This window comes from Bacillus cereus group sp. BfR-BA-01492 (assembly GCF_022662815.1).
In the GTDB taxonomy this organism is placed as follows: Bacteria; Bacillota; Bacilli; order Bacillales; family Bacillaceae_G; genus Bacillus_A; species Bacillus_A cereus_BD.
Genome location: NZ_JAKUEH010000006.1, coordinates 78,614 through 91,194, shown reverse-complemented (window position 1 = coordinate 91,194; position 12,581 = coordinate 78,614). Strand labels below are relative to the sequence as shown.

Sequence of the window (12,581 nt, the reverse complement as noted above, 5' to 3'; positions counted from 1 at the left end):
GATTATTCTTTCCCAATAAATGAAGAAAATCATTTTTTTGTTATAAAACGGAATAATTACGTTTTAAGTTGCGAACTTAGTATAATACATCTTTAGAAAAGTTGCAATAAATAATAATGATTACGATTTGTTTTTTGTTATAAATTTGTCAAAAAGAATAGTATTAAATGTTAGGGAACGTGCATATGTGACAACATTGTTTTCATATATTGAGGGAGAGAGAAAGAAAAAGGGGATGAGCGATTGAGTTACACGGCATTAGCAATTTTATTCATATTAGCAGTCGTAGTACCGTTAGTTTGGGTATTAATTTTTTTAAAGGCAGTCATTCATCATTTAGGTGATTCTACATTGGTAACAAAATTGCCAACAGAAGTAGAAAAAGAGAAAGAGCAGGACGTTTAAATAACTCATCGTTTAGTACTTATGATAAAATGGTAAAGAGGAAACTCCTATAAAGCGAAGTTTTTTATAGGTAGCAGACTCTCTCCGAAGCTTTTGTTAAAATTGTGAGGTGGGAGTCTTACTGCTTATAAATAGTTGGATAAATTAGGAGACATGTTTTCCGCTTAAGCGGGATAAAAGTAGATAAAGAGGTATAAATGTAAATGAATAAACGAACAGCATTAGTACTCGGCGCAAGTGGTTTAGTTGGACAAGAAGTAACGCAGCTATTGCTTGATTCTGATTACTATGATTCGGTTACTATTTTTGTGAGAAAACCGCTGCAACTAAAGCATGAAAAATTACAACAAAAACAAGTGGATTTTTCGATATTGGAAGAGTATAAAGAGTTTTTTGCTGTTGATGATGTATTTAGCTGCTTAGGAACAACGATTAAGAAAGCAAGAACGAAAGCTAATTTTAAAAAAGTAGACTATGAATATACATTGCGTGCAGCTTGTTTGTCTGAAAAACAAGGCGTACAAAATTTTCTTGTTATTTCTTCTATGAATGCAAACTCAAAGTCCATTTTTTTCTATTCACAAGTAAAAGGGAAAATGGAAGAAGAATTGCAAAAGTTAGTAATCGAAGGTATTCATATTTTTAGGCCATCGTTATTATTAGGAGAGCGAGAAGAATTTCGTTTTGGTGAAAGAATGGCAGAAAAAATTTCTGGCCTGTTACCATTCATATTTAAAGGTACGTTAAAAAAGTATAAACCCATTTCTGCCGAACAAGTTGCTAGAGGCATGTATATTGCAGCGCTTCGTGAAGAGGCTGGTATTCATATTTATAATTCAAAAGAAATTACCGTAATGGAATAAATGAAAATTTCTATTAGTGAGAACGTGTTGTCCATAAATAGAGGAGAAAAAAACGAGAAGAAAAAAGCCTTCTCGTTTTTTTATTTGGCTGTATTTGCAATTTTACCAGGAGCACGGCTGTATTGATGAGGATCTTTTAGTTCAAAGCCAAGTTCATTCGCAGCTGTTCTTGGAAAATATGGATTGCGCAGTAACTCACGACCAACAAAAATTAAATCGGCTTCATTGTTTACTAAAATTTGTTCTGCTTGTACGCCGCTTGTAATAAGCCCAACTGCTCCGGTTGCGATTTGAGCATGTTCTTTTAAGTGTTTCGCATATTTGACTTGGTAGCCAGGATAAACATCGATATGAGCAGGAACGACTGCACCAGAACTGCAATCAATCAGGTCGACGCCTTGCTCTTTCATCCATTTTGCAAATTGAACATAGTCATCTACTGTCAATCCTTCAGGATGATAATCATCAGCGGAAATACGAACGAATAAAGGTCCCTCCCAAACTTCTTTTACAGCACGAATGATTTCACGTAAAAAACGATAGCGATTTTCTGCCGTTCCTCCATATTCATCTGTTCGTTTATTGGATAGTGGAGAAAGAAATTCGTTAATGAGGTAACCATGTGCGCCATGTAATTCAATTACATCAAACCCAGCTTGCTTTGAGCGGATTGCTGCTTTTTGAAAGGCTGAAATTGTATCTTGAATTTGTTCCTTATTCATTGCGACTGGAACTTTCATTTTATCGTTAAAAGAGATAGCTGAAGGAGCAACTGGATCTGTATGTAGTTCGGCTTTTCGTCCAGCATGAGCCAATTGAATAGCAGCTTTTGAACCATTTTCTTTGATAAGTGATACGGTTTTCCGTAATCCTTCAATATGTTCATCATTCCAAATGCCTAAATCTTTATTCGAAATGCGTCCTTCGGCGGCAACAGCTGTTGCTTCAAGCATGACAAGGCCGACTTGGCCGATAGCTCTTGTTCCGTAATGGATGAGGTGAAAATTCGTTACTTTGCCATCTTCATTTTCAGATGAGTACATACACATTGGTGACATGACAATACGATTTTTTAATGTAACATTTTGAATCGTAAATGGTGAGAAAAGTTGCGTATTCACATTTATTCCCCCTTGCAGACGTTTTTACCATTGTATCATTATCATCTTTATTTCCATAATAAAACGCTTGTTGAAAAAGAACGGAAAGGGGTTCTTCACTGATTAAAGTTGTAGTTTATGTTACAATTACAAATATGAAATATACTGGGGGATAGAGTATGTATCGAGCTTATTATAAAAGTGAAGTAGGATTACTTGAAGTTACAGCAAATGAAAAAGGGATTACATCTATTCTATTTGTTGAAGAACAAGGGGAAGAGAATCCAAATGTTGTTGTCGAGCAGTGTATTGCAGAATTAGATGAATATTTTAATCAGAAGAGAACCGTGTTTTCTGTTCCATTATCAGCAGAGGGAACAGCATTTCAAAAAAAAGTTTGGGAAGCTCTTTATACCATTCCATACGGAACGAGCGCTTCATATTTAGATATTGCAAAAAAAATTGGGAACCAAAAAGCTGTGCGAGCAATAGGTGGGGCGAATAGTCGAAATCCAATTTCAATCATTGTTCCTTGTCATCGTATAATTGGAAAAAGTGGAAAGCTTGTTGGTTATGCAGGTGGATTATGGAGGAAAGAATGGTTACTAAAGCATGAGGGGATTTTGAAATAAAAATAGATTCTCTATGGAAAAAGTCGTGGAGTGAACGGAGGAGAAATCTTCTATTTACTATATCTGTAAGTTGGTAAATAGGGTAAAGTGATGGAAAGAGGGATCGTTTTGCAGTGTATAAATTGTGGAAATCCTTGTGCTGATAATCAGTGGAATTGTAATGATTGTCAGCGAATATTGCATAATGAATCAAACGGAGGAATTTCTCCGCTCGAAACAGCTATCGAACAATTTGTTGGAGTGCATTATCCATATTATAGAAAGAAATGGGATCAAGAGAATAAAAGAATTGCAAGATGGAGTTGGAACGGCTGGGCAGCTATTTTTACTGTTGGATGGTTTGGGTATCGTAAGTATTATTGGCCAGCCTTTTTATTTGTAATTTCGTTAGTAGCATGCGATGCGTTTTCTTACTATATGGGTTTTAATGTAGCGCTTCCTATTATTAATATAGTTCCGCTTACATTTTTGTTGCTCATTTTCATGATGATAGGAGTCGGGCTCTTTGCAAATGGCCTATATTATCGATTTGCTGAGAGAAAAATATATCGAATAAAGGCGAAAGAAATTAAAGATAAAGCGATCGAAAGTTATTTGATTCGTGATAGTGGTGGAACAAGCAAAATAGGAGCAGTAATGGTTACTGTTTTAACAGCCGCTAGTATATTTTTAAGTCATTTTTTCTTTCCGACTGATCAAGATGTAATCCGAAAGGTACGAACAAGTTCACTTTATGAGTATCCATTCTTTACGATTGGTGAATCATTTGACTTGTATTTTCAGCAATCACAATGGGATTATTATCGGGGAACTGATGGTTTAGAGTTGGTTGAATTTCGTGGATATACTCAAGATATGCCAAGACGAAAAATTATGATTCAGTTCGTTGTTGATTATCAATTGCATGAGGTTGAACCGTATTCTCTTTCGATAAATGGACAGCCTCAAGGAGAAAAAGAGTTTTTGAAAATGATGGAAGATGTATTTCAAATTCAAAATCCATTTGAGTTAGATGATGAATTGCAATGGGATGATTCGAAAAAGATACTGTAAAAAGCGTATGGGAATATCGTTTCCTATGCGTTTTTTTAGATTATTCAAACAAATTATTTTAAAAAATCAGAATTTTTTGTATAATATGATCATACATGCTTTATTGTATACATACAGAATGGGGGGAAGGACCAATGAAGAAAAAAGTTTCAACACTTGCTGTACTTGCGTTATCAACTAGTATGTTTGTTGTAGGGTGTGGAAATGGGGAGAAGGCATCAACAACGAAGAAGGAATCAAATAAAGAAATAGCTGATAAACAAGTGCTTAACTTACTAGAAACAGCAGAAATTCCTTCGATGGATACGTCGAAATCAACAGATTCTGTGTCGTTTCGAGTATTTGTAAATGCAATGGAAGGATTATATCGATTAGATAAGGATAATAAACCGACTCCAGGTATGGCAAAAGGTGTAAAGATTAGTGAAGATAAGAAGATATATACATTTGAATTACGCGATGCAAAATGGTCTAATGGGGAACCGGTTCGCGCTCAAGATTTTGTATATGCTTGGCAGCGTGCGCTTGATAAAGCGACGGCTGCTGAATATGCTTTTATTTTATTTGATGTAAAAAATGCACAAAAAGTAAATCAAGGGGAACTCTCGCTTGATCAACTTGGGGTCAAAGCAAAGGATGATAAAACATTAGTAGTCGAATTAGAGCAACCCGCACCATATTTTCTTGAACTGACTTCGTTCCCAACCTTTTTCCCTTTAAATGAGAAGTTTGTAAAGGAACAAGGTGATAAGTACGCATTAGAAGCGGATAACATTTTATATAATGGACCATTTACATTGTCACAATGGAAACATGAACAAAGTTATCAATTAAAGAAAAATCCAAATTATTGGGATAAAGATACCGTGAAGTTAGAGGAAATTAACGTAAGTGTTGTAAAAGAAACGAGCACGGGTGTAAACCTATATGACAGTGATCAAGCAGATCGCGTTATTTTAAGCTCTGAATTTGTTGATAAATATAAAAAAAATAAACCAGATGAGTTTAAGACGAAATTAGACCCACGCATGTATTTCTTACGATTTAATCAACAAAATCCAACGTTTAAAAATCAAAAAGTTCGAGAAGCGATTGACTTAGCATATGATAAAAAGGGGATTGCAAATATTATTTTAAATGATGGCTCTTTACCCGCGTATTTCTTAGTGCCGGAAAAATTCACAACAGGACCTGATGGAAAGGATTTCCGCACTGTGAATAAAAATTTCCGCGATAAAAAAGATAACGTCGAAAAAGCAAAAAAACTATGGGCGGAAGCGAAGAAAGAACTCGGTCAAGAGACAATAACAGTAGAATTGTTAAATGATGATAACGGTAGCCGTAAGAAAGTGGGAGACTTTATTAAAGAAGAGCTAGAGAAAAACTTACCAGGTTTAAAAGTAAACTTAAAACAACAGCCATATAAGCAAAAGTTAGATTTAGAGAAAAAATTACAATATGAATTTTCACTTTCAGCTTGGAGCCCAGATTATCCAGATCCAATGACGTATTTAGATATGTTTATAACAGAAAGTTCATTTAACGAAATGGCTTATTCGAATCCGGAATATGATGAGCTTATAGCGAAATCAAAAGGTGAACTTTTGAAAGATGATGCAACCCGCTGGAAGGCGCTTGCTGAGGCTGAGAAAATATTAATTGGTAAAGATGCTGCGATTTCACCAGCGTATCAACAAAGTACAGCATATTTAGAAAAGCCATATGTAAAAGGAATCGCTAATCATACTTTTGGTGGTGATTTTAGTTATAAGTGGGCATATATAACAAAAAAATAGTAAAATGAAAGATGGGTGAATTTTCACTCATCTTTTTTGTATTAGGAGGAATTACGTTGATAAAAGGAATCAATCATTTTTGTTTTTCTGTTTCGAATTTGGAAACATCCATTGCATTTTATGAAAAAGTATTAGAAGGAGAATTGTTAGTTAAGGGGAGAAAGCTTGCCTATTTTCGTATATGTGGAACTTGGGTAGCACTGAATGAAGAAGCTGATATTCCTAGAAAAGAAATCCATCAATCTTATACACATATTGCTTTTTCTATCGAGAAAGAAGATTTTGAGCTATTATTACAGCGATTAAAAGAAAATGATGTTCATATTTTACAAGGAAGGAAACGAGATGTAAGAGATTGTGAATCTATTTATTTTACTGATCCAGATGGACATAAGTTTGAATTCCATACAGGTACATTAGAAGAGCGGTTACAATACTATAAGGAAGCGAAACCACATATGACATTTTATTAGGATGTATACAAGGTAGTTCACTTATAAAGAAATGGGTGAAGACGTGATTACAGGAATTCAAAGTAGATAAAGCGAATGGATTGTAGGGCATTGGAACTAAGGTGGTAAGGAGGGTACCGATGAAAACAACGGTATATGTAACGCGTCATGGCGAAACAGAGTGGAATGTAGCGAAGCGTATACAAGGGAAAGAACTCTAATTTAACAGAAAAATGAAAAAGGGCCGCTATCCGCGGCCTTTTTTTATTTTTCGTGCTCATCACAATGATCTTGATGACGTTTTCGATACCACCAATAATCATATTTTTTCTTTTTACGATTAGAGTTTTGGTCATGACAGTCATCATGATGATGTGATGAGTGATCTTGATGATGTCCGTGATTGTTTGGATAGAACACGCATTTTTTACAATAGCATCGTTTTGTCCAATAATGTTTTTTCTCATAACGAACGCATTTTGTAACAAACGTGCATTTCTTTACGCGTGTACGCTTTGTAACGAATTTACAATCTTTAACGCGTGTACATTTTGTAACAAATGTCCATTTTTTTACGCGGACACGTGTGCGTTTTGTAACAAATGTACAGTGTTTGACACGTGTGCATTTTGAGACAAACGTGCATTTCTTTACGCGCGTGCATTTTGTACGAGGACAACGACATTTTGTACGACATTGATGACCACGAGAATGCTTGTCACACTTTTGACTCGAATAGTCATCATATTCAAAAGTAGATGGATCTTGGTGCAAAAATTCCTCCATACCCGCACTTTTGATTTCTTCGACAGCTTTTCTTATATCCCTTTTCATAGAAAGCCCTCCTTAGTAAGGTGTAAATATATTTGTATTTTCTTATCAGTAATCATAATATGAGAGGAAGGTACTTCGTGAATGGGACAAGAGTGTAAATTTTAGAGAAATAGATAGATAGCGGATGTAGGGACAAAACAATCAGCATACATTGAATGAAGAGAAACGAGAAGAGGGGGAAAAAGGAATGTTGCCTTCTTACGATTTTTTTATTCATCCAATGTATTTGGTAGAGCTAAAGAAGGATATTTGGTCAGATAGTCCAGTTCCAGCAAAACTAACGTATGGTAAGAGAAAATATGATATTGATATTGTTTACCGTGGGGCGCATATTCGTGAATTTGAGAAGAAATCGTATCATGTCATGTTTTATAAACCAAAGTACTTTCATGGGGTAAAAGAATTTCATTTGAATTCTGAGTTCAAAGATCCATCTCTTATTCGAAACAAGTTGTCGCTGGATTTTTTTGATGAGATAGGAGTACTTTCTCCAAAATCACAACATGTGTTTGTGAAAATAAATGGTCAAGTGCAAGGAGTATATTTACAATTAGAATCAGTTGATGAAAACTTTTTGAAGAGCAGAGGATTACCAAGTGGATCTATTTTTTATGCGATTGATGATGATGCGAATTTTTCTTTAATAAGTGAACGAAATCAAGATGTGAAAACAGAACTTTTTTCAGGATACGAATTTAAGTGTGCGAATGAAAATAGTGAAGAACAACTCAGCGAGTTTGTTTATCAAGCAAATATGATTCCTCGTGAAAAATATGAAAAGGAAATTGTAAAATATCTTCATGTTGAAAAATATTTGCGCTGGCTGGCAGGTGTAATTCTTACTCAAAATTTTGATGGATTTGTGCATAACTACGCATTGTATCATAATGATGAAACAAATTTATTTGAAGTTATACCATGGGATTATGATGCAACTTGGGGGCGAGACGTAGAAGGAAGACCTCTTAATCACGAATATATTCGTATTCAAGGATATAATACATTAAGTGCAAGACTTCTGGATATACCAGCTTTTCGTAAACAATATCGAAGTATTTTAGAAGAGATTTTAGAAGAAAAATTTACAGTTTCTTTTATGAGACCAAAAGTAGAAGAATTGTGTAAATCGATTCGTCCCTTTATGATGCAAGATCCATATATGAAAGAAAAGATAGAAACATTTGATCAAGAAGCTGAGATGATTTTTCAGTATATCATAAATCGAAGGCAGTATATATATGAGCATCTTCATGAATTGGGATGACAAAAAAAGAGATTGAGTTCACTATCAATCTCTTTTTGTTATATAATGGAAATAGAACTTCGTGAAATATAACATAAGAAAAGTGTTGAAATAATCAAAGATGAAATAAGAAGCAGGTGATATGAAAATGGAAGGGAAATGGGTGAATTGGGTCAAACAAATACAGGCTATTGCCCAAGCTGGGTTAACGTATTCAAAAGATGTATATGATATTGAACGATTTCAACAATTGCGTGATTTATCCATCTCAATTATGTCTCATTATACAGAGACAGATTGGGAAGTGGTCAAAAAGTTATTTGCAAGTGAGACGGGATATCAAACGCCAAAAGTAGATGTTCGAGCTGTCGTATTTCAAGATGAGAAGTTATTATTTGTAAAGGAAAAAAGTGATGGAAAATGGGCGTTACCAGGTGGCTGGGCAGATATCGGCTACACACCAACAGAGGTTGCTGCAAAGGAAGTTCATGAAGAAACTGGATATGAAGTGGATCATTTTCGGTTATTAGCAATATTGGATAAAGAAAAACATCAGCCATCACCATCGGCAACACACATATATAAGATATTTATTGGCTGTGAAATTGTTGGGGGCAAAAAGCAAACGAGCATAGAAACAGAAGATGTGAAGTTTTTTGGAGAGAATGAAATACAAGAATTATCTGTTGCTAGAAATACAGAATGGCAAATTAAAGAAATGTTTACATTTATGAAAGATAAACATAAAGAACCAATGCTAGATTGAATAAAGAGATGAGAAAGAATGGTTTGATGTGGTCTATTGCTGAATTATGATGCATACGTTCAAAAGAGAATCATGAATATATTGGCATGGACAAATCTTTATGGGATAATAGGAGGGTATGTGAACAGAAAAGGAGATAGGTAAGGACATGTTAGCGAATTTAATAGAGCAATTATTGCAATTTTTCGCAAGTCTAGGATATTTTGGTGTTGCCCTAGGATTAATGATTGAGATTATCCCAAGTGAGATTGTTCTCTCGTATGCTGGTTTTTTAGTTGCACAAGGGAAGATTAGCTTTGTAGGTGCAGTAATTGCAGGTACAATTGGTGGGACATTAGCACAAATCTTTTTATATTGGTTAGGTTATTACGGAGGTCGTCCAGTAGTTGAAAAGTACGGGAAATATTTACTGATTAATAAGCATCATTTAGATATAGCTGAAAATTGGTTTAAGCGCTACGGCGCTGGTGTCATTTTCTCTGCTAGATTTATACCTGTAGTGCGCCATGCGATTTCTATTCCAGCAGGGTTAGCTAAAATGCCGTTAAAACTTTTCACTCTTTATACAGTTGTAGCGATTATACCTTGGTCCATTCTCTTTATTTATTTAGGGGAAAAGCTCGGAGGAAATTGGCGTCATATAAAAGAATACGCCGCTGATTATACGCATTATATCATTATTGGAGCAGTATTGTTTATTGCTGTATATTTTGGATTGAAAGTTTTAAAAAAGAGAAAAACAGTTCGTTAAAGCCAATGGTTTCATTGGCTTTTTTATATTGTTGTTCTAAAGGGAAGAAGTTGTCCATAATGTGTAATAATAAAGCGTAGCGGGGGAATGAAATGAAAGGATCGCCGTTTGTACGTGGAACAGTATTTTTAACGTCAGCAACAATGATATCAAAAATGTTAGGTTTTATATATGTAATTCCGTTTACAGCTATGGTGGGAACGAGTGGATATGTACTTTACACCTATGCGTATCGACCGTATACGATTATGTTAAGCATCGCAACAATGGGGTTGCCTCTTGCTGTTTCAAAAATGGTTTCAAAATATGATCAATTAAATGATTACCATACGGTTAAAAGAGTTCTGAAAAGTGGAGTCATCTTTATGATACTTATGGGAATGATTTCGTTTCTATTATTGTTTATGTTAGCACCGTACCTTGCTAAAATTGTAATTGATGGAAATGATCAAACTGGAAATAGCATAAGTGCTGTTACGTATAACATTCAGATTGTAAGCTTTGCTTTATTAATTGTACCTGTGATGAGTTTGCTACGCGGTTTTTTTCAAGGGTTTCAATCTATGGGACCTTCAGCAGCAAGTGTTGTGATTGAGCAAATATTTCGCGTTTTAACAATTTTAATAGGAAGTTTTGTTGTTTTGTATATATGTAAAGCTTCTATTTCGTTAGCGGTTGGTGTTTCAACTTTTGGAGCGTTTATGGGAGCAGTAGCTGGATTAAGCGTTTTAAGTGCTTATTATATGAGAAGGCGAAAGTATTTGAAGAAAAAAGAATTAACCAGTGTTCCAAAAACAACAAAATCTTTTTTCTCATTATATAAAGAACTTTTTACTTACTCGATTCCATTTGTTGTAGTCAGTTTAGCAATTCCGCTCTACCAGACGATTGATACATTCACGATTAATAAGCTATTAATACAAGTTGGGTATGGACAGGGAGAGGCTGAGAAGATTAATGCAATCATCGGTCTTGTGCAAATGGTTGTACTCATTCCAGTTTCTGTTGCGACAGCCTTTAGCATGTCTCTTGTTCCAGAAATGACAAAAGCTTATACAGCAGGTAATACACAACGATTGTATAAACATTTTACAAAAACAAATGTATTAGTAGTTGGCATAACCTTTCCAGCAGCAATTGGAATGATGGTGTTAGCGAAACCAGTGTACACGTTTTTATTTGGAATGGGGAATGATCCCGATATGGGAAGTAGTGTTTTACAGTACTATGCACCTGCATGTATTTTATTTTCGTTATTTACAGTGACTGCCGCGATGCTTCAAGGAATCAATCAACAGCAAAAAACAGTGCTAGGTTTATTGATTGGAGTTGCGGTGAAAGTTAGTCTAAACATTATGTTGTTGCCATACTTAGATTATGTCAGTTTTATTATTGCAACATATGCTGGATACACGATTTCAGTTTTATTTAACTTGTGGATGCTTTCTAAATATGTTATAAAGGCAACATAAGCTTTCTAAGGGGCAGGGTCAACTCTGTCTTTTTCTATTTGAAAAGATTTGCGAAAAAGCGTTTTCAAAATAATTTTTCTATTGAAATTTCAACGTTTGTTTCATATGCTGAAAATGGTGGTTTAAAAACTGTTATTTAAGTGAGGTAGATTCCCACATGTACATGTAAAAAGAATCGGGGTGATAGTATGTTAAATATTTATTTAACAGACCGAAACGGAAAATTACAAGAAATTGACGAAATTCAAAAAGGTTGTTGGATTAATGTGCTCCATCCGACAGAAGAGGAAATTCAATTTCTCGTACAAACATTGAATGTAGAATTGGACTTTATTAAAGACCCTTTGGATGACGAAGAACGTTCGCGTATTGAAAAAGAAGATGATAATGCACTGATTATTGTCGATATACCTACCGTAAGGCATGATGAAGAAGGGAATTCAATATATGATACGATCCCAATTGGTATGATTGTTATGCCAGAATGTTTTGTTACCATTTGTTTAGAGGAAAATCCAATTTTTGAGCGTTTTATTAATCAGCGTATTAAGGAGTTTTATACGTTTAAAAAGACGCGCTTTGCACTGCAACTTTTATATACGATTTCTACGTATTATTTAAGATACTTAAAACAAATTAACCGGAAAACAGTCGACTTAGAACATCAATTAAATAAGTCGATGAAAAATAAAGAAATTTTCACCTTATTAGGTCTTGAGAAAAGTTTAGTATATTTCACAACATCTTTAAAAGCAAATAAAATTGTAATTCAAAAATTAATGCGCAATAATACGTTTATTAAAATGTATGAAGATGATCAAGATTTGTTAGAGGATGTATTAATTGAGAATAAACAGGCTATTGAAATGGCTGAAATATATAGCAATATTTTGAGTGGGATGATGAATACATTTAGTTCCGTGATTTCAAATAACTTGAACAGTGTGATGAAATTATTAACTTCCATTACAATTATTTTATCTTTGCCAACAATGGTTTCAAGTTTTTTTGGAATGAATGTAGCGATTCCGCTTGAAAATAATCCGAATGGTTTTCTAATTGTTATGATTATTTGTACGGTATTATCTTGCAGTTTAGCCTTTATTTTTTGGAAGAAACGTTATTTTTAATAGTCAAGAAAGCTGTTCTAGCTTAGTATGAAAATGAAGCTAGAACAGCTTTTTTCGTTATTATCACGCTCTAGCTGTCTATAT

At 34.4% G+C, this 12,581-nt stretch carries 13 protein-coding genes and 1 pseudogene; 12 read left to right on the top strand and 2 right to left on the bottom strand.

Going from position 1 to position 12,581, the window contains the following annotated elements; all coding sequences use genetic code 11:
- Nucleotides 1-243: 243 nt before the first annotated feature.
- Both MR063_RS09990 and MR063_RS09985 read left to right on the top strand, forming a co-directional pair.
- Nucleotides 244-405, top strand: coding sequence for a hypothetical protein (locus MR063_RS09990; RefSeq protein WP_242144696.1), 162 nt, complete (start codon nucleotides 244-246; stop codon nucleotides 403-405).
- 203 nt (nucleotides 406-608) lie between these two features.
- The gene (locus MR063_RS09985; protein ID WP_242144697.1) at nucleotides 609-1,268 is read left to right on the top strand and encodes an oxidoreductase; all 660 of its coding nucleotides are present in this window, start codon (nucleotides 609-611) and stop codon (nucleotides 1,266-1,268) included.
- 80 nt (nucleotides 1,269-1,348) lie between these two features.
- Here the strand turns inward: MR063_RS09985 and namA are convergent, their stop codons facing one another.
- Nucleotides 1,349-2,389 carry an NADPH dehydrogenase NamA gene (gene namA / locus MR063_RS09980; protein WP_242197142.1) on the bottom strand — a complete coding sequence of 347 codons (1,041 nt, stop codon included), beginning with the start codon at nucleotides 2,387-2,389 and terminating at the stop codon, nucleotides 1,349-1,351.
- A gap of 158 nt (nucleotides 2,390-2,547) precedes the next feature.
- Here namA and MR063_RS09975 point away from each other — a divergent pair, with 158 nt between their 5' ends.
- The 5 genes and pseudogenes from MR063_RS09975 to MR063_RS09955 all read left to right on the top strand — a co-directional run.
- Nucleotides 2,548-3,000: a methylated-DNA--[protein]-cysteine S-methyltransferase gene (locus MR063_RS09975; RefSeq protein WP_242197140.1), complete on the top strand. Its 453-nt coding sequence runs from the start codon at nucleotides 2,548-2,550 to the stop codon at nucleotides 2,998-3,000.
- A gap of 90 nt (nucleotides 3,001-3,090) precedes the next feature.
- Complete coding sequence (locus tag MR063_RS09970; RefSeq protein WP_242197137.1) at nucleotides 3,091-4,053, top strand: DUF2628 domain-containing protein; 963 nt, start codon at nucleotides 3,091-3,093, stop codon at nucleotides 4,051-4,053.
- Nucleotides 4,054-4,187: 134 nt separating this feature from the next.
- On the top strand, nucleotides 4,188-5,849 hold the full coding sequence (locus tag MR063_RS09965) for a peptide ABC transporter substrate-binding protein (RefSeq protein ID WP_242197134.1): 1,662 nt from the start codon (nucleotides 4,188-4,190) through the stop codon (nucleotides 5,847-5,849).
- Nucleotides 5,850-5,905: 56 nt separating this feature from the next.
- Nucleotides 5,906-6,322: a FosB/FosD family fosfomycin resistance bacillithiol transferase gene (gene fosB, locus MR063_RS09960; protein ID WP_242197131.1), complete on the top strand. Its 417-nt coding sequence runs from the start codon at nucleotides 5,906-5,908 to the stop codon at nucleotides 6,320-6,322.
- A 119-nt stretch (nucleotides 6,323-6,441) separates the two neighbouring features.
- Nucleotides 6,442-6,532, top strand: a pseudogene (locus tag MR063_RS09955) (histidine phosphatase family protein); the annotation flags it as partial.
- A gap of 33 nt (nucleotides 6,533-6,565) precedes the next feature.
- Here the strand turns inward: MR063_RS09955 and exsB are convergent.
- A complete protein-coding gene (gene exsB / locus MR063_RS09950) occupies nucleotides 6,566-7,135 on the bottom strand; it encodes an exosporium protein ExsB (RefSeq protein ID WP_242197130.1) in 570 nt (189 codons plus the stop codon).
- Between the two features lie 187 nt (nucleotides 7,136-7,322).
- Between exsB and cotH the strand changes: the two genes are divergently transcribed.
- The 5 genes from cotH to MR063_RS09925 all read left to right on the top strand — a co-directional run bounded on the left by cotH (nucleotide 7,323) and on the right by MR063_RS09925 (nucleotide 12,497).
- A complete protein-coding gene (cotH, locus tag MR063_RS09945; protein ID WP_242197127.1) occupies nucleotides 7,323-8,399 on the top strand; it encodes a spore coat protein CotH in 1,077 nt (358 codons plus the stop codon).
- A 127-nt stretch (nucleotides 8,400-8,526) separates the two neighbouring features.
- Complete coding sequence (locus tag MR063_RS09940) at nucleotides 8,527-9,144, top strand: NUDIX hydrolase (protein ID WP_242197124.1); 618 nt, start codon at nucleotides 8,527-8,529, stop codon at nucleotides 9,142-9,144.
- Nucleotides 9,145-9,292: 148 nt separating this feature from the next.
- The gene (gene uptA / locus MR063_RS09935) at nucleotides 9,293-9,895 is read left to right on the top strand and encodes an undecaprenyl phosphate transporter UptA (protein WP_242197121.1); all 603 of its coding nucleotides are present in this window, start codon (nucleotides 9,293-9,295) and stop codon (nucleotides 9,893-9,895) included.
- Nucleotides 9,896-9,987: 92 nt separating this feature from the next.
- Entirely contained in the window at nucleotides 9,988-11,367 is a 1,380-nt protein-coding gene (locus MR063_RS09930; RefSeq protein WP_242197119.1) for a putative polysaccharide biosynthesis protein, read from the top strand.
- Between the two features lie 188 nt (nucleotides 11,368-11,555).
- Nucleotides 11,556-12,497: a magnesium transporter CorA family protein gene (locus tag MR063_RS09925; protein WP_242144708.1), complete on the top strand. Its 942-nt coding sequence runs from the start codon at nucleotides 11,556-11,558 to the stop codon at nucleotides 12,495-12,497.
- Nucleotides 12,498-12,581: the final 84 nt, after the last annotated feature.

Coding starts and splice junctions, on each gene's coding strand:
- cotH (WP_242197127.1), top strand. CDS start 7,323: ATGTTGCCTTCTTACGATTTTTTTATTCATCCAATGTATTTGGTAGAG.
- MR063_RS09985 (WP_242144697.1), top strand. CDS start 609: ATGAATAAACGAACAGCATTAGTACTCGGCGCAAGTGGTTTAGTTGGA.
- uptA (WP_242197121.1), top strand. CDS start 9,293: ATGTTAGCGAATTTAATAGAGCAATTATTGCAATTTTTCGCAAGTCTA.
- exsB (WP_242197130.1), bottom strand. CDS start 7,135: ATGAAAAGGGATATAAGAAAAGCTGTCGAAGAAATCAAAAGTGCGGGT.
- MR063_RS09965 (WP_242197134.1), top strand. CDS start 4,188: ATGAAGAAAAAAGTTTCAACACTTGCTGTACTTGCGTTATCAACTAGT.
- MR063_RS09925 (WP_242144708.1), top strand. CDS start 11,556: ATGTTAAATATTTATTTAACAGACCGAAACGGAAAATTACAAGAAATT.
- MR063_RS09975 (WP_242197140.1), top strand. CDS start 2,548: ATGTATCGAGCTTATTATAAAAGTGAAGTAGGATTACTTGAAGTTACA.
- MR063_RS09930 (WP_242197119.1), top strand. CDS start 9,988: ATGAAAGGATCGCCGTTTGTACGTGGAACAGTATTTTTAACGTCAGCA.
- MR063_RS09940 (WP_242197124.1), top strand. CDS start 8,527: ATGGAAGGGAAATGGGTGAATTGGGTCAAACAAATACAGGCTATTGCC.
- MR063_RS09970 (WP_242197137.1), top strand. CDS start 3,091: ATGGAAAGAGGGATCGTTTTGCAGTGTATAAATTGTGGAAATCCTTGT.